The organism is Pseudomonas sp. Bout1, assembly GCF_034314165.1.
In the GTDB taxonomy this organism is placed as follows: domain Bacteria; phylum Pseudomonadota; class Gammaproteobacteria; order Pseudomonadales; family Pseudomonadaceae; genus Aquipseudomonas.
Map to the genome: position 1 here is coordinate 3,720,432 of NZ_JAVIWK010000001.1, position 16,813 is coordinate 3,737,244.

Consider the following 16,813-nt stretch of genomic DNA (forward strand, 5'->3'; position numbering starts at 1 on the left):
ACCGGCACTGGCCAACCGCTATATATTCCCATACATAGCGGTAGACCCCCTCTGCCTATAACAAGCCGGAAACCCCAAGGAGCTTCTTGATGATGATTCGCGCCTCACGCCTGGCCCCCACGGCCCTCGCCACCCTGATCGCCGCGTTTGCCTTCTCCTCGGCGAACGCCGATGAAGTGCAGGTGGCCGTGGCTGCCAACTTCACCGCCCCGATCCAGGCGATTGCCGCCGACTTTGAAAAAGACACCGGCCACAAGCTGGTCGCGGCCTACGGTGCCACCGGCCAGTTCTATACCCAGATCAAGAACGGCGCGCCGTTTGAAGTGTTCCTCAGCGCCGACGATACCACCCCGCAGAAACTTGAAGCCGAAGGCGACACCGTCAAGGGTTCGCGTTTCACCTACGCGGTAGGCACCCTGGCGCTGTGGTCGGCGAAGGAAGGCTACGTGGACGCCAAGGGCGACGTGCTGAAGAAAAATGAATTCAAGCACCTGTCCATCGCCAACCCGAAAGCCGCGCCGTATGGCCTCGCTGCCACTCAAGTGCTGGCGAAGGAAGGCTTGACCGAAAAGGTCAAGGACAAGCTCGTTGAAGGCCAGAACATCACCCAGGCCTATCAGTTCGTGTCCACCGGCAACGCCGAATTGGGTTTTGTCGCGCTGTCGCAAATCTACAAGGACGGCAAGGTCACCAGCGGCTCGGCCTGGATCGTGCCGTCGTCGATGCATGACCCGATCAAGCAAGACGCGGTGATCCTCACCAAAGGCAAGGACAGCGCAGCCGCCAAGGCCCTGGTTGAATACCTCAAAGGTCCGAAAGCCGCCGCAGTGATCAAGTCCTACGGTTACGAGCTGTAAATGCCGCTGTCGAGTGCCGATTTTTCCGCGATCTGGTTGACCCTGCAGCTGGCGTCACTGACCACGGTCATCCTGTTGATTATCGGCACTCCGATCGCCCTGTGGCTGTCGCGCACCCGTTCGTGGTGGCGCGGCCCCATCGGCGCGGTGGTGGCCTTGCCTCTGGTGTTGCCACCCACGGTGATCGGCTTCTACTTGCTGCTGACCATGGGCCCCAACGGCTACTTCGGCCAGTTCACCCAATGGCTGGGCCTGGGAACCCTGACCTTCAGCTTTGCCGGGCTGGTGATTGGCTCGGTGATCTATTCCATGCCGTTCGTGGTGCAGCCGCTGCAAAACGCCTTTTCTGCCATCGGCACTCGCCCACTGGAAGTGGCCGCCACGTTGCGGGCCAATCCCTGGGACACTTTCTTCAGCGTGATCCTGCCCCTGGCACGCCCGGGGTTTATCACGGCGTCGATTCTCGGTTTTGCGCACACCGTCGGTGAGTTCGGCGTGGTGCTGATGATCGGCGGCAATATTCCGAACAAGACCCGGGTGGTCTCGGTGCAGATCTACGACCACGTCGAAGCCATGGAATATGCCCAGGCCCACTGGCTGGCCGGCTCCATGGTGGTATTTTCTTTCCTGGTGTTGCTGGCGCTCTACTCCAGCCGTAAAACCAAAGCGGGCTGGAGCTGATGTCGATGATCGAGGTGCGCCTGCAACTGAAGTACTCCGGGTTCGCCCTGGACGTCGACCTGCAACTGCCCGGTCGCGGGGTGACGGCGTTGTACGGCCATTCCGGCTCGGGCAAGACCACCTGCCTGCGTTGCATCGCCGGGCTGGAACGCGCCGAAGAGGGCTTCGTGCAGATCAACGACGAAGTCTGGCAAGACAGCCGCAAAGGGCTGTTCGTGCCGCCGCACAAACGCGCGTTGGGCTATGTGTTTCAAGAGGCCAGCCTGTTCCCGCATTTGTCGGTGCTGGCCAACCTGGAGTTCGGCCTCAAGCGTATCGCGCGCCAACAACGCCGGGTGGAGATGAGCCACGCCACCGAACTATTGGGCATCGGCCACCTGCTGGACCGTCATCCGCAGCACCTTTCCGGCGGTGAACGCCAGCGCATCGGCATCGCCCGCGCCCTACTCACCAGCCCGAGCCTGTTGCTGATGGACGAACCGTTGGCGGCGCTGGACAGCAAACGCAAAAGCGAGATCCTGCCGTACCTCGAACGCCTGCACGACGAACTGGAGATTCCGGTGTTGTACGTCAGCCATGCCCAAGACGAAGTGGCGCGCCTGGCCGATCACATCGTGTTGCTCAGTGACGGCAAGGCCCTGGCCAGCGGCCCCATCGGCGAAACCCTGGCCCGGCTGGACCTGCCCCTTGCCCTGGGCGACGACGCCGGCGTGGTGATCAACGGCACGGTCTGCGCCTACGACGAACATTACCAGTTGCTCACCCTGCAATTGCCCGCGAGCCAATTGCAGATGCGCGTGGCCCATGCACCATTGGCGCTGGGCAAACAGTTGCGTTTCAAGATCCAGGCGCGCGACGTCAGCTTGAGCCTGCAGGCCGAGGAACACAGCAGCATCCTCAATCGCCTGCCGGTGACGGTGACCCAGGAAATCCCGGCGGACAACGCAGCCCATGTGCTGGTAAGCCTGGATGCCGCCGGCACGCCGCTGCTGGCGCGGATTACGCGTTACTCACGGGACCAATTGCAACTGCATCCCGGCCAGACGTTATGGGCGCAAATCAAGGCGGTGGCGGTACTGGCCTGAGGCGCACTTTGCCTGGCCCGCAGCGACCTGACTCTGCCGCTATCCAACTAAGCTATTGATCAATAGAGGCCGGCGCACAAGCCTGCGCCTGTGGCATCAGACGTATATCCACCCGACGGTTGGCTGCTCGGCCAGATGCTGTGTCATTACTGGCGATCGGTTGCTTGCCTGCTGCGGCCTGGACGGCAAAACAGTTATCCGCAAGATCGCCCATACGCTGCATCCAGTCGCGTACCGCCGAGGCGCGGGCGTAGGACAGTTGAAGGTTCTGCTCAGAATCGCCGGTGGTGTCGGCATGTCCCACAATCACGATCAACCAGCCCGGCTGCGCCTTGATGTTGACCAGCGCATTGATCAGCACCTTGGTCGACTCGGGCTTGAGCTCGGAGCTACCGGCATCGAACAGCGACAGGCTATCCAGGTGCACCGTATCGGGCACTGGCTGCGGCGGCGAGGCGGCCTGGCTCCACCACCAAAACCCAACTCCGAGGGCGATTGAGGCGAGCAGTGCAAACAGCCAAAGGACAATACTGCGCTTGTAGGTTTTGTTGGCGGCCGGCGGAAGCTCCGGCATCGGGTGGGCTGGCAGGACTATCACCGGCACCACGAAAGCCGGCTCGGGGGTTCTCATCAACATTGGCAGCGCCGGCAGCATTTCACCCGAAGCAACGTTACGTTGAAGGCGTTGCATCAGGCTGGCTATCTGATGACGCAGCGCCTGCAAGCTGACGAGAGACACTTGCCCCCGACGATCCAACTGCGCGGCTAACCGATCCAGTTCAGCGCCCAGCCGCGCCAATTGGGACAGCGTCTGCTGAGTAACTTCAAGGCTGCGCAACAATGGCTGCCATTGGGCAAACAGCCAGGCGAGAATCCCCATACGCATCGAGTGCATCAGCGGCCACACCGTTGTCCATTCACTGCACAGCACCTCAATCAACGTTACCCCTTGCGCCATGCCTTCCAGGCCGTAGCAATGGCTGCGCGCCAACGCAAAAGAGGCCGCGGTTTGCAGGTCTGCGCCATTGTTCTGGAATAACGTCAAGCACAACTGCTCGACCTTGACCCAGTCGACGGCCGGGCATGCCGGATGGCTCAGTTTGGCCAACTCGTCACGTAGCACCGTAAATTCACCGAGGCCTCGCGGGTCACCGCCGACTCGAATACGCATTTCAAATAACGCTGTCATCCAGCTTCCCTTCCGTTACAGGTTTACGGTTTCGACAGGTAGTTCTGCTGCCTTAAATGGCGCACCAGGACTTTCCCCTCAGCCGCCAGGGTCGTGCCGAAGCTCACCCGCTCGCCGTTTTTCAGCTGCGCATCGAGGGCATATTCCAAATGACCTGGCCGGGTCTGGGGCAGCAGTTCGATATTGACGGCGGCCAGGCGCGGCTCGTACTTGAGCAAGGTGTTGACCAGCGTCCCGATCAGGTCATGCGCCGATGCGGGCAGCCCTTGCAGGGTCTGCCCCATGTCCGGCAGGCCATAGTCCGGCAGGTGACTGAGCGATCCCGCCCGGCTGTTGAGGATGCGTTGCAGGTTGTCCAGTACCGACAAGGTGTGCTGGTCCTCTTCCGGAACGCGGTACAGGTCCAGTTCGCCGTCGAAATTCTGCAGGAGCATTTCGTAGAGCGATGGGTTCAATTCGCTCACGGCCTACTCCTTGGCCAACGGTTGTAAGGCCAGCCGATTGTTGTAGAGCTCGACTACCCTCGCCCGATCCGGGTCCAGATCATCACGGGTCAGGGTCAGGCGCCAGGTGTTCAGTTGGGTATCGGGTGTGCGCAACAACGCCACCACCGTGACGAACTGAGCATCCTTATCCAACGGCACATCAAGCTGTGCGCCCTCACCGGGCTTGATCACCAGTGCCTGCTGGCCCAACAGGTCGCTGCGCAACAGATTGTCAGCGTCGCCCAGCACACTGTCATAGGTCGCCTTCTCCATCACTTTGTTGTCGCGCAGCTGATACACGCGTACCACCGTGGGCACCGTTAAACCACGCATGTCCATGACGTCTGCGTTCGTCGCGGGGCGCCCGGTGAAGTCCAGGTGCAAAGTCTTTACTTGTTTGTAGAAGATCGCCTTGGCTGTGGACGTGGTGGTGTCGGTCACGGTCTGGGTCAACCCACAACCACTCAGGAGTGCGCCGAACACGGCCACCTTCACTAGATTAAAAACGGTACGTGACATGCTGCGCCTCTCTGAATTTCGGGTTGCTGTGCAGGCCTTGGTATCGGCCCAGGTTAATGGTGATTTTTTGCTGCTCCGTTACCTGCCAGGCGTCGCTGCCCAGCCCCAGTACGCCGGTCATCCCCAGCAGTACCGGCGCACCGCCCAGGATCGCCTTTGGCAGGCTGTGTACCGGCAGTGACAGCTGCAATTTCGCGGTGCAACGCCAGCCCAGATAGACCCGCAGCAATACCAGCAAGTCGTTGTGCAATGGGTTGCCCGGCAACCAGCCACGCGCCTCAACCAGGTCCTCGGTGAACAGCCCGAGGTGCAACTGGCTGTTGACGTCGCGCCCGACGCTGCCTAACGGCGTGCCCTGGGACAAACTCACCGGGCAACTCATCGACAGGCTGGCCGGCTGCGCCATGGGCACTTTTTGTGGCCAGTGCCGCGTTACTCGCACCTGAGTGTTGGGGGCTAGCAGTTTGACGAGTGCGGTGATGCCCTCGGCATTGCGGGTAGGCAGACGCATCACACTGAGCAACGCCAGGAAACGTGATATCGGCGTTGTAATCTGCCTGTCGGTACCGGGAATCCCCAGACCGATCAGCCCCAGCAGGCATTGTGAAGTTGCATCACGGCCACCCGCCTCGAACGTCGCCGGGTAGGAGTACTTGCGCCAAATGCGGTAGAACTGCGTGAAGATCCTGTGGTTGAAAATATCCAGGAACGCCGCCAGGGCTGCATGTCCTTCGCGACGCTGGGCGATGTCGTCCAGGAAGGTGGTGGGCATCGGCGAATCGACGCCGTAAAGCCCAAGCAAACGCGTGCGTACCGTTGCAGGACGATCAGGATGTGCTTCGCCTATTTCGATGGCCTTCAGCTCCCCCGCGGGAAAGCCCATGCCGGGATCGGGCCGAAAGCGCACCGGGTCATCCGCCGGGTGCGCGGTACTCCCCAGCGGCGGGTGACCAGGCAACGCCTGTTCCAGCAACTGGCAGAATCGGTAAAGATTGGCTTCGGCGACCTGCCCTTCCAACGCTTCGAGTAATCCAGCGGCTTTCAGCCGGGAATACGCTGACTGTGGTTCTCGTTCCATCGCAGGCACTTTCCAGTAGGTTGCAGGATCAGCGTAAGCTGGTTGAACAAATGAATATCGGCGTACAGGCCAAAGAAACGATGGAGCATTTCGCCAAAGAGGCTGATGTCGCCCTCCCCTGAAAAACCATTCGCGTCCAGGGTGATTTCGATATCCACCCCACGCAGTAAAAAGCCTTTTTCAAAGCGCTGAACCAGGTGATGGCGAACCTCGACAATCGCCTCCAGACGGCGACGGTTCAGCTCGCCACCCGCCCAGTCGTACAACGCCAGGGTGCCGCGCAGCACCTCTGCGCTGTCGAGCATCGGCAGGAAATTCGAACCCAAGTGGCTGAGTACGCGCCAATGAAAACGATCACGATTGGGTGGGTAGCACGGCAAGCTTGGGGCGCACAGGTTGCGCACCCGCAGGCCGGTCTTGGTGGATTGCACCACGGTGTCGAGCAGGGTGCTTTGCAGGGCTTTGCGGGGTAACAGGCCGTTTGTGCCGGTCAACCGCAATGACAGGCTTTCGCCGGAGTGCAACTGATCTTTTTCGAAGCCATCACCGCCCAGGATCAACCAGATGTCATGCAATCCCTTGGGTGAGCGCTTCAAGCGGGTATGGAAATACCGCTCAGGGGCATCGTCACGCAGCATGCCGCCCTTGTGGCGGAAGCTGCTGAATGGCACATAGTCGTGGCGCACGGCATTCTTTGACGAGGTCACCTGGTCGACCGAATAAATCTCGGTGTGGCCGTCCTGCAATCGCATGGGCCGCAACAGATAATCCGTTTGCAACTGCGCCAGGGTCAGGGGGTCAGACTCCAGCGCGAACAGATTGATCACCGGTACAGCATGCAGGCGAATGTGTTCATTGCTCACATTGAAATCCCGTGGCCATGCCTCACGCAGCACCACGTCCAATTCGAACCAGGACGTTTGCGCGCTCAGGCTGAGTTGCTCCAGGCCACAGAGGGTCACGAACATGAACTTTTCGCGGAAGGTGAAGTACTCCAGCAGCAACTGATAACCGCTGAACGCGCTGTCACCCTTGGGCCACAGGCGATCCTCATCGGCGAATCCCTTGGGCGCAAAATGGCCGTCCAATGGATGACGCTCCAGTTGCCCCGACAGACGCACATACAGCGCCTGGGTATTGAGCGTCAGCGCCTGGTGCAAGGCACTGGCCAGCGGTGCGTCGGCATTCAGGTACAGCGGCAGGCGGCTCAGGTCGAGCTCGCTCCAGTCTGTCAACGCGCCGCAGACAAAGCGCAGGCGCAGCACAGAGCGGCCGTCCGGTTCATAAGCCAGTCGCACCGACTCCAGGGCAAGCGGTTGCAACGTCACGTCCTGAGTGGTGGTGTAACGACAACGGGTACGTTGCGAACCGATAGGCTGGGACAACACCTCAAAGCCCTTGCCGATGGCTTCGCTGCGTTTCATCTGTGCCAGCTCCGGCACCAGTTCGATAACCGAAAGCGATGGAATGGTGCGTAAATAATGCGGCCATAGCAGGCTGACCAGCCCTTCGGTCAGCTCGGGCAAATCATCGTCGAGCTTCTCCCGCAGGCGCCCCATCAAGAACGCAAATCCCTCAAACAGACGCTCCACATAAGGGTCTTGCGCACCGGGTTTGTCCAGACTGAGCTGGGCTGCCCGATCCGGGAAGGCTTCGGCGAATTCCTTGCCAGCTTCGCGCAAGTAACGCATTTCGGCGTCGAAGTAGCGCAGTGTCAAATTGTCCATGCTCACACATAAATTCCTGATGAAAGAGGGTTAGTCGCAGAGCACCGCCGCGCGCACCGGGTCAATCGCTACCAATGCGGCCAGCAAGGCCTCGGCACGCCGGGCCAGGGTGGGTTTGTCGGCATCGTTGCGCTGTGCTTTCAGACGTAGCAGCTTGAACAGACGCGCCTTGACCTCAAAATTCAGTTCCGGCTCCCACACCGCCAGTGCATGGTGCTGCGCGGTAGCGTCCAGCTCCCCCAGGAGATGAACAGCCAAGTCGCTCTTGCCGTATTGTTCGGCCACGCGAGCCATCAACAAGCGCAGCAGCCAGCGCTGGCGGCCGGTCTGCACGTCGGGTCGGGTCGACAGCCAGGCGAGCGCCGTTTCCACCCCATCGCTGTCAGCCTGGGCCAGGGCTTCACTCTCCAGCGACAAGATTTCTGCGTCTGCGGTGGTGAGCGCCGCCTTTGGTGCAGGCAACCATTGCTGCGCACGATTGCCGCTGACGTGCTGGGTAATCCAGTCACGGGTGGTCTCGTCAGCGAACGGTGCTCCATCGTTCCAGTGCAACAGCTCCAGGCCAGGCAAGCGCTCAAGGAACATGCCCAAGTCACGCTTGACGATGTCGGCCCAGCTGTCTTGTGGCGCGGGTTGTTTGTTCAGCGCCTGGTACAGGTACCACTGCAAATCCAGCCAGAAGTGGTTCACGCCTTCGGCGTACACCCGCTCGACCTGGTCGAGCAGTTCGCTCCAGCTTTGTTGCAGGTACAGGCGTTTGAGCTGTGCCCGATAATCAGCACGGGGCGCCGCAAGCCGTGTATTCCCGAGGGCTTCCTCAGGCGGTGCCTGATGCACCGTGTCCCAACGCAAGCTCTTCATCAGCCGATGCGCCGCCAGCCAGCCTTGAGGCTGCTCGCGCAAATAACCCGCCAGCGCCCTGCCGTTGTCCAGCAGATCGCGCCCGGATTTGACGGGCGTGGCGGAAGGCGCCGTGGCGTGGGTGCTTGAGTCATGACTGGCACTGTGTTGCGGTACCAGCGCATCTACCCCGCCGGACTGCGTCAACCGCGCGGACAACGCGCCATACAACGCCCCCAAAGCCGGGCGCTGGTCTTGCGGCCAGGCTTGCAGCCCACGCTCCAGCCAGGCCAGCGCTGCCACCGTGCGTTCGGCTTCACTGCGCACCACTTCGGGGTACAGCGACAGGCTGTCCAGTACCTTGCCACTGGCCAGCCATTCCAGCGCCATCTTGCGACTATTGGGGCGTGCCGGCAGCACATGGGCGGCGTAACGCTCCACCAATGCGGCAAGCAAGGTGAGGCCATCAGCCAGCCCGGCTTCCCCATCCTTTTGCAAACGGGCCCACAGGTAATACGTCGCCACACGCAAGTCTTTGCAGGTGTGGATCAGCAGCTTTTCTGCCAGGTGGACGACCCGCTCGGCATCCGCCCCGGACAGCTTGTTGACCTCTTCGCGCATGCGCTGGAAGTCGTCGTCATAGCCTGGGTCTTCGCCTGCAGGCGAGGCTGTGCTGATGGGTTGCAGCCACGGTTGCCAGCGGCCAGCCTGACTATGTGCCAAAGCCAGAGCGTCGCGGTCGCCGAGGCAGTGCGTGATCAAGGTATGCAGGCTCATTCAACGCCCCCGCTCTGCGCATAGGGCGCACTTGCTATGCCCTCATTGAGGAAGATCTGCGACGGCAACGTGAAGCCTCGCAGCGTGAGCAACGCCAACGGGCCCGCGCCCAGTTCGGTGCGCAGGTTCCAGGTCAGGTTCAGCCCGTCGGGGGCCTTGAGCTCCATGCGGTAGCGGCTGTCGCCGTCGTCCAGCACGGTGATGCGGGCTTTTTCCAGCAAGCGGATCAGGCCCCAGGTGCCCTGGTAATCACCCAACAGGCGCTCGCCGGTATGCACACTGGTCCAGCTCAGGCTGGCGCCCGGGTAATCACCGCGGCCCGGCCAACTGAAGCGCTGCCAGAACTCTTTTTGGTTGAAATACTGATGACGTGCGCCGTTGAGGATGAAGGTGGTTTGCACCACATCACGCACCGGTTTGCCTTGCAGTTCGAAGCTCAATCCCATGCCGCCGTCGGTATAGATCACGTCGGCCAGATGACTGAGCTGATTGATCGCCAGCAGAAATTGCGGATTGATCCGTAGCCCTTGGCTATGGCGTGGGTCGGCAACCCAGCGGCTGCCTTCCTTGCGCAGCACACCGCTCAGTTGGCTGCGCAGGAACTGCTCGATGCGCCCGGAATCTGCACGGATCATCTGCCCCAGCATCGGCAACGAGGAATCGCTGGTGGTTGCAGCGAACGGGTAGCGCCCGGTGAAAGCGCCCTGCCAATCACGAACGATTGAGCGCTGCCACTGGCTGTTAAGGCCCGCAGCCGAGGGTTGCAAGACGCGTTGCCAGGCTTCGTCCAGCGGCTGTACAAACAGGGTATGGCCCACCCCGCTCCACTCTGCTCCCAGGCTGGCGGCCACCAGGCTGCCATAAGATTGGGTGTCCGTCAGGACAACACTCTTGCCCTGAAATACGGTCTGCGCCAAAGCCTGTGTCATTTCCTGCGGATCGGGGGCATTGCTAACTTGCTGCAATTTCAGGCGCAGGCGGGTGACACGGGTCAGGAATGCTTGCAGGCTCAACCGCTCGCTGCCCTCCGGGTCTTGGCCCATGAGGCTCAACAATGGACCGAAGGTAGCGTCCAGCGGACCGCGCGGGGCTTGTGCCCGTGGGTCAATCATGGGCACTTTGTCCTTCGCCACAAGCTTTTGCGCAGACTGCATCAGCGAGTCGGCCAAGGCCTGGCTGCGGGTGCCGGCCTGCCCCTGATAGGCCAGGGTATTCATCAGGGCGATCAGGGGTGACTGGCGCACATCGGTCATCAGCGTGAGTTGGTCGATCACATCGGGCAGGCTGGCGACGTTTTGCCAGCGCACGCTATTGAGAAAGTCCAGCCAGGCGTTGGCGTAATCCTGAAAGTAGCGCTCGGTGAGGCGCGCCTTGAGCACATCCGGGGTCAGCTCGGCGGCAATATCGGCCTGATTGTCGCTGAGCACCCAGTCGATTTCTTCGCGACGGGCTTCGGCGATATCGTCAATGGCCTGGCGCACCTGCCCTTCCCAAGCCTGGCGGGTGAACACGCCAGGCACCCTCGCCTGGGTATGGAACAGCGCCATGGCGTCGGTCTCGCCGACCATGTTTTGCACGCCCAGCTCCGGGTATTGATTGGCGGCTGCGTCGAGGACCTGCTGGTACAGGTGGGTTTCGGCGTTGCGCTGGCCCAACTGGCCGAGTAGAACCCGCCTGGCCTGGGCAACCAGCCTTGAGTCGGCCTGGATCGCCCAGGCCGGGTGCGCGGCCAGATGTTCACCATAGAACCGCCACAGGTTCGGCGACAGGCCTTGCCACAGCCCAGGCGACACACCGTCGCGCAAGGGCTCGGCGTTGCCCAGGGCTTGGGTCAGGAACGCGGCGTCGGCTTTTGCCGGGCGCGCCATCATCAGGTACGCCTTCAATTGCTCGTAGGCCTCCTGGGCACGCTCTACTCGTTGTTCGCTGGCCGGGGGCAGGCTGATCAACGCGTTGAGCTGGCGCTGCAAGTTGGCCGCCGCCGGGTCGCGGATCAAGCGGTTGTTAGCTTCGACGTAGCGCGGCCACAACACCGCGAGCAGGTTTTGATTCTGGTTCAGGCCGAAGCGCTGGTACCAGGGCACGCCGTGCTCATCCCGATAATTAAGGCGGTCGAGTTCACGTACCAAGTCGTTGAATGCCCTCAGTTGCTCGTCGGGGCTTTGCGACTGCTGCAAGGCTGCCAATGAAGTGTGAAGGTGGGCGATTTGTACGCGGTTGCTGACAAACGACAGCAGCATTCCTGCGCCCCACAAAACTGCCAAACCCAGCACCAGCGCATACCCGACGCGCGGTGCGCTCCAACCCAGCCGACGGTGGCGGGTGTTATCGCCAAGTACACCGTGCCACACCGGGGCCACCGACCAGTCATGCTGCCGATCATGTGGTGAGCGCTGTATCGGCAGGCTGAACCACACACCCCGCAACGGCACACCACCGGCAAACTCATCAGCCATCGGCGCCAGCGTATGACGCCAGCGGGCAATGCCCTCGTCCCGCAACTCCTGGGACAGGCGCAGCAGGAAATCCTGCTCCATCGCCGTACTGATCTGCGCCATGCCCACCCGGCGCAACGGCTCGAGCAAGCCGGTCAGGGCGGTTTCCAGTGCCGCCGGCGTGAAGCGTTCGGGCAATACACAGCCCACTGGGCGGGTCTTGCGGGAGTCTTGAGGCCACTCACTTTCGCAGACTTGCCAGAGGTACAACGGCAGCTGCCACTTCAGGCTACTGGCGAGGCGCTGCACCTCGCGCACGCCGGCGCCCATGGCAGCGTCATCGGCGCCCTGGGTTTTGTTCAGGGCCCAGACCACAGCGTCCAATGCACGCCAGCGGCTGAGGCCGTTCCATCGGTTTGCGAATGATTGATCCAGCCTGGACTGGGCGGTACCACCCCACAGCAGGACGGTGCCTTGGCCTTCCAGCCAGAACTGCTCGGCCAAGGCCGGGCAGATGGCCTGGATTTCGGCGGGCTCGCCGATGACGAGCAAAAGGCGGACTTTGCGGCGCCATAAGAAGCCATAGCGCTTGCGCAGGCCTTGAATTATTTCTGCGAGATCTTTCTGTTTATCGGACTCAGCAGAAGTAGGCACTGGCAATAGCCTGGCACCGAGTACCAACTTGCGGATCCCCTTCTGAACAATCAGCCACGCCACTAGCGCCATGCCGAACAACAATGCCCACAGCAATAAGCCTTTGAGCAGGACATCTCGTATCACAGCACGACTGACTAGCCGAGGCTCCATCAGCAACCACCAGATCGTGGCCCCCACAGCGACAAGCACCGCCAGGATCACAGCCAGTAATAACGCCGTCGTCCCAAGGGAGACTTTCGGAGATTCAACTATTTGAGTCATCGGGTTCCACAATTCCAAGGGCCAGGGTGTGATGAGGGTCGTTCGCCAACCAGGCACAAGGCACCTGATGCTGCTCGGCGTACCACGCAGCCAGGGTTTGTACGACCATCGCCTGTAGATGCTTCAGGGCGCCGAAGTTGGCGTCTTGCACGTGCTGCCTGGTGTTCCAGCCAGCGGCAGGCAGCTCAGGCACATTCGGCTGCGCGAACGACATGCACGCGTCAGTTGGCGCGGTTAATTCGCTTTGTTGCAGAGCACGCGTGGCAACCGAAGAAAGTTGCTCGGTATCAACCGAAAACCATTCGCCGCGAGAAAAACGCACACTGCCTTGAGGGCCGAGTAACCAGAGCACCGCCGCCTCTCCTGCCGGCAAGGGACTCTCTTGCTGGATACTCGAGGACTGGCAACCGGCGCAGAGAACGCGGGCCGCTTCGGGAGCGCCCTGCAACTGGTCAATAACCGAATTCAGGGTGCACATGCCCTCCCAGGGCTCTGGCTGTTCGGGCAGTTGAACCTGGGGAGAACACAGCGTCATTTGTTCGCTAAATGCTTGCCAGGCCGACAGTGAACCCTGCCAGTAGCAACGTAGCGGCTGCACGCAGGCGTGTTCGTCACGCTGTTGGTACCACTGTAGCGCGAGCAAAATCGCTAAATTGCGCTCCCGCTCGGCAACATCATTCCCAAACACCTGGACAAGATGAATCGTGCGCCCTTCAAGCGTTGCCTTCGGCTCGGGTGGCAGGTGGTCTGAGCTGAATAGGAGGTGTGCCTGCTCAGGCGTGGTGCATGGCGCTGCTACCAGCACGGACTCGACCAGCCCGACACGCTGCCGGTGACGCACCCACCACGCCTGGCTTACCTGTTCGGCTGCGCCGTGATAGCTCTGTGCGTTGTGCCGATTGAGGCGAAAGTACAAAACGCGCAACAGCAATGCCAACAACCAAACCAGTGATGCAATGGCCAAGCCGGTAGCCGCCACGGGCGGCTCAATGATCGATCGCAACCCCACGCCCACACCGGTCAAAACAACCAGCAAGGCAACACCGCCGACCACCCAGCGTGAGTACACCGGGGCCTGGTCCAAGGGATAAGCGGCAAACTCAGGCTCAGTAATCAATAGGCCACCTCCGTGTCCGGCATTGAGCTGACCAGCGTGCATCCGCATTTGCAGCGGTGGCCATGCAGCGCTGCTGGCCGGTCGTCGATGTGCAGCAGGTCGGTGCCTTCGGCGATCTCGGTGCGGCCGTGCAAGTTGCAGCGCACGGCGTCGCCCTTGCAGGCCATCGGTTTACCATGGCATTCGTAACGCCCCTCCAGCACTTCGCCGCCAAACTCTTCCAACGTGTCTCCTTGGCGAATTACAGGTTTCATCACAACACCTCCTGATAAAGGCCGCGCACTACTTCGAACATGACTGAGGCTCCGGCAAGTGCAGCGGGGTTTTGATTGGGTATTCGGGGCTACCGTAGGCATAGCAGGAGGTCGTGACCTGGAGTTCATCGCAGGGCAGGAAGTGGACGCTGAGGCCGCAGACTTTTTGGCCGGTGTAGTCAGGTACCGGTACCGCTTTCGAGTGCCTACTCGTTTGCGCGTCAATTTGCTTTTCCCAAGCGAGATACTTGGGCCAATCTTCGTAGCCGGGGAATCCATCGGCGTATGCGACACCGCGCTCCCAATCAACACGTACCGTCATCCCCGGCTGCCAGCGCGACGGGGCTACATAACAGCAACCTCCCCCGCCACCCTGATACGGACCAATAATGTCGATACCCGAACGACCGTCGACACTGAAACGATTGATCGCCCAGTGCGTGTGGTTAATGGCTTCGAGCGTGCTGGCCTGAGCACTCTGTACAAGCACAGCTCCAATCAGGCCGCAGAGCGCACCTATTACTACTCGATACGAAATAGGGTGAGACCTTGGCGTAGGTGGCGTAACCCGATAACCAGCTGCCAGGCATAGGGCCTCCTGGTAGCGACGCTCCTGCTCGCACTGGCGCAGAATATTTTGTTGGACCTGAACGGTGCGGCGAGGCAAACGTCCTTCCATAGGAAACGCCGGCGGGAGCCAGACACTGGCATGTTTCACTTCGGACATGACTGAGGCTCCGGCAAGTGCAGCGGCGTTTTGATTGGGTATTCAGGGCTACCGTAGGCATAGCAGGAGGTCGTGACCTGGAGTTCATCGCAGGGCAGGAAGTGAACGGTGAGGCCGCAGACTTTTTGGCCGGTGTAGTCGGGGACGGTGACTACTTTGCTGTGCTGGCGTTTTTGCGCTCTTAATTTTCCCGCCCAAGCTTCATATTTGGCTTCGTCAGAAAAACCGGGAAAACCTTTCGAACTACCCGCTCCTGTTTCCCAGTCGACACGCACCGTCATCCCCGATTTCCAGCGCGACGGGGCGACGTAACAGCAACCTCCCCCGCCCCCCTGGTACGGACCGATGATGTCGATACCCGAACGCCCGTCGACACTGAAACTATTGATCGCCCAGTGCGTGTGGTTAATGGCTTCGAGCGTGCTGGCCTGAGTACTCTGTACAAGCACAGCTCCAACCAGGCCGCAAAGCGCACCTATTACTACTCGATACGAAATAGGATGAGACATGGGTTTTACTCCTGAAGCAGAGCATCGAAACACTGGATCAAACCGATGCATTGCTCACCTCACTGACCTTGGCGTAGGTGGCGTAACCCGATAACCAGCTGCCAGGCATAGGGCCTCCTGGTAGCGACGCTCCCGCTCGCACTGGCGCAGAATATTTTGTTGGACCTGAACGGTTCGGCGAGGCAAACGTCCTTCCATAGGAAACGCCGGTGGGAGCCAGACACTGGCATGTTTCACTTCGGACATGACTGAGGCTCCGGCAAGTGCAGCGGGGTTTTGATTGGGTATTCAGGGCTACCGTAGGCATAGCAGGAGGTCGTGACCTGGAGTTCATCGCAGGGCAGGAAGTGCACGGTGAGGCCGCAGACTTTTTGGCCGGTGTAGTCAGGAACAGGCACCAACTTCGTGTGTCGACGTTTTTGTGCATCTATCTTTTCAACCCATGCTAAATACTTATCCCAATCTCCAGTTCCGGGATATCCGCTAGAACTACCAGCCCCTGTTTCCCAATCAACACGCACCGTCATTCCCGGCTGCCAGCGCGACGGTGCTACATAACAGCAACCTCCCCCACCACCCTGGTAAGGACCGATAATGTCGATACCCGAACGCCCGTCGACACTGAAGCGGTTGATCGCCCAGTGCGTGTGGTTAATGGCTTCGAGCGTGCTGGCCTGAGCACTCTGTACAAGCACAGCTCCAACCAGGCCGCAGAGCGCACCTATTACTTCTCGATACGAAATAGGGTGAGACCTTGGCGTAGGTGGCGTAACCCGATATCCCGCTGCCAGGCATAGGGCATCCTGGTAGCCGCGCTCCTGCTCGCACTGGCGCAGGACATTTTGATGGACCTGAACGGTTCGGCGAGGCAAACGTCCTTCCATAGGAAACGCCGGTGGGAGCCAGACACTGGCATGTTTCACTTCGGACATGACTGAGGCTCCGGCAAGTGCAGCGGTGTTTTGATCGGGTATTCGGGGCTACCGTAGGCATAGCAGGAGGTCGTGACCTGGAGTTCATCGCAGGGCAGGAAGTGGACGGTGAGGCCGCAGACTTTCTGGCCGGTGTAGTCAGGTACCTGGACAACTTTGCTGTGCTGTCGTTTTTGGGCATCGATTTTGTCTAGCCAGGCATCGTACTTAACCTCGTCAGCAAAACCCGGAAATCCCTTCGAACTACCAACACCTGTCTCCCAATCAACACGCACCGTCATCCCCGGCTGCCAACGCGACGGCGCTACATAACAACAACCTCCCCCGCCACCCTGATACGGACCAATAATGTCGATACCCGAACGACCGTCGACACTGAAACGATTGATCGCCCAATGCGTGTGGTTAATGGCTTCGAGCGTGCTGGCCTGAGTACTCTGTACAAGCACAGCTCCAACCAGGCCGCAAAGCGCACCTATTACTACTCGATACGAAACAAGGTGAGACATAGGTTTTACTCCTGAAGCAGAGCATCGAAACACTGGATCAAACCGATTCATTGCTCACCTCACTGACCTTGGCGTAGGTGGCGTAACCCGATAACCAGCTGCCAGGCATAGGGCATCCTGGTAGCCGCGCTCCTGCTCGCACTGGCGCAGGACGTTTTGTTGGACCTGAACGGT

General features: G+C 60.5%; 16 protein-coding genes. 3 read left to right on the forward strand and 13 right to left on the reverse strand.

Annotated elements, in window-relative coordinates:
• The first annotated feature begins 89 nt into the window (after nucleotides 1-89).
• From modA to modC, 3 genes are read left to right on the forward strand one after another with little or no spacing between them, the layout of a single operon-like run.
• On the forward strand, nucleotides 90-857 hold the full coding sequence (gene modA / locus RGV33_RS17365) for a molybdate ABC transporter substrate-binding protein (RefSeq protein ID WP_256352962.1): 768 nt from the start codon (nucleotides 90-92) through the stop codon (nucleotides 855-857).
• Entirely contained in the window at nucleotides 858-1,538 is a 681-nt protein-coding gene (gene modB / locus RGV33_RS17370; RefSeq protein WP_322145322.1) for a molybdate ABC transporter permease subunit, read from the forward strand.
• Nucleotides 1,538-2,623 carry a molybdenum ABC transporter ATP-binding protein gene (modC, locus tag RGV33_RS17375; protein WP_322145323.1) on the forward strand — a complete coding sequence of 362 codons (1,086 nt, stop codon included), beginning with the start codon at nucleotides 1,538-1,540 and terminating at the stop codon, nucleotides 2,621-2,623. Before modB ends, modC begins: the two co-directional genes overlap by 1 nt.
• 52 nt (nucleotides 2,624-2,675) lie before the next feature.
• Here the strand turns inward: modC and RGV33_RS17380 are convergent, their stop codons facing one another.
• The 13 genes from RGV33_RS17380 to RGV33_RS17440 all read right to left on the reverse strand — a co-directional run bounded on the left by RGV33_RS17380 (nucleotide 2,676) and on the right by RGV33_RS17440 (nucleotide 16,639).
• Nucleotides 2,676-3,812 (reverse strand): OmpA family protein, encoded by a 1,137-nt coding sequence (locus RGV33_RS17380; protein WP_322145324.1) that lies wholly within the window; start codon nucleotides 3,810-3,812, stop codon nucleotides 2,676-2,678.
• A gap of 23 nt (nucleotides 3,813-3,835) precedes the next feature.
• A complete protein-coding gene (gene tssE, locus RGV33_RS17385; RefSeq protein ID WP_322145325.1) occupies nucleotides 3,836-4,276 on the reverse strand; it encodes a type VI secretion system baseplate subunit TssE in 441 nt (146 codons plus the stop codon).
• 3 nt (nucleotides 4,277-4,279) lie between these two features.
• A complete protein-coding gene (tssJ, locus tag RGV33_RS17390; RefSeq protein WP_322145326.1) occupies nucleotides 4,280-4,816 on the reverse strand; it encodes a type VI secretion system lipoprotein TssJ in 537 nt (178 codons plus the stop codon).
• The gene (gene tssG / locus RGV33_RS17395; protein ID WP_322145327.1) at nucleotides 4,797-5,894 is read right to left on the reverse strand and encodes a type VI secretion system baseplate subunit TssG; all 1,098 of its coding nucleotides are present in this window, start codon (nucleotides 5,892-5,894) and stop codon (nucleotides 4,797-4,799) included. The genes tssJ and tssG overlap by 20 nt, the downstream gene beginning before the upstream one ends.
• Nucleotides 5,858-7,627, reverse strand: coding sequence for a type VI secretion system baseplate subunit TssF (tssF, locus tag RGV33_RS17400; protein WP_322145328.1), 1,770 nt, complete (start codon nucleotides 7,625-7,627; stop codon nucleotides 5,858-5,860). The genes tssG and tssF overlap by 37 nt, the downstream gene beginning before the upstream one ends.
• Nucleotides 7,628-7,651: 24 nt before the next feature.
• Nucleotides 7,652-9,238, reverse strand: coding sequence for a type VI secretion system protein TssA (tssA, locus tag RGV33_RS17405; RefSeq protein ID WP_322145329.1), 1,587 nt, complete (start codon nucleotides 9,236-9,238; stop codon nucleotides 7,652-7,654).
• Nucleotides 9,235-12,591 carry an ImcF-related family protein gene (locus RGV33_RS17410; RefSeq protein WP_322145330.1) on the reverse strand — a complete coding sequence of 1,119 codons (3,357 nt, stop codon included), beginning with the start codon at nucleotides 12,589-12,591 and terminating at the stop codon, nucleotides 9,235-9,237. Before RGV33_RS17410 ends, tssA begins: the two co-directional genes overlap by 4 nt.
• Complete coding sequence (locus tag RGV33_RS17415) at nucleotides 12,575-13,750, reverse strand: hypothetical protein (protein ID WP_322145331.1); 1,176 nt, start codon at nucleotides 13,748-13,750, stop codon at nucleotides 12,575-12,577. Before RGV33_RS17415 ends, RGV33_RS17410 begins: the two co-directional genes overlap by 17 nt.
• Nucleotides 13,705-13,962, reverse strand: a complete 258-nt coding sequence (locus RGV33_RS17420) for a PAAR domain-containing protein (RefSeq protein ID WP_322145332.1) — start codon at nucleotides 13,960-13,962, stop codon at nucleotides 13,705-13,707. The genes RGV33_RS17415 and RGV33_RS17420 overlap by 46 nt, the downstream gene beginning before the upstream one ends.
• A gap of 28 nt (nucleotides 13,963-13,990) precedes the next feature.
• Complete coding sequence (locus RGV33_RS17425; RefSeq protein ID WP_416152127.1) at nucleotides 13,991-14,500, reverse strand: DUF3304 domain-containing protein; 510 nt, start codon at nucleotides 14,498-14,500, stop codon at nucleotides 13,991-13,993.
• A gap of 176 nt (nucleotides 14,501-14,676) precedes the next feature.
• Complete coding sequence (locus RGV33_RS17430) at nucleotides 14,677-15,198, reverse strand: DUF3304 domain-containing protein (protein WP_322145333.1); 522 nt, start codon at nucleotides 15,196-15,198, stop codon at nucleotides 14,677-14,679.
• A 233-nt stretch (nucleotides 15,199-15,431) separates the two neighbouring features.
• Nucleotides 15,432-15,941 (reverse strand): DUF3304 domain-containing protein, encoded by a 510-nt coding sequence (locus RGV33_RS17435; RefSeq protein ID WP_416152128.1) that lies wholly within the window; start codon nucleotides 15,939-15,941, stop codon nucleotides 15,432-15,434.
• 176 nt (nucleotides 15,942-16,117) lie between these two features.
• A complete protein-coding gene (locus tag RGV33_RS17440; RefSeq protein WP_322145334.1) occupies nucleotides 16,118-16,639 on the reverse strand; it encodes a DUF3304 domain-containing protein in 522 nt (173 codons plus the stop codon).
• Between the last annotated feature and the right edge of the window lie 174 nt (nucleotides 16,640-16,813).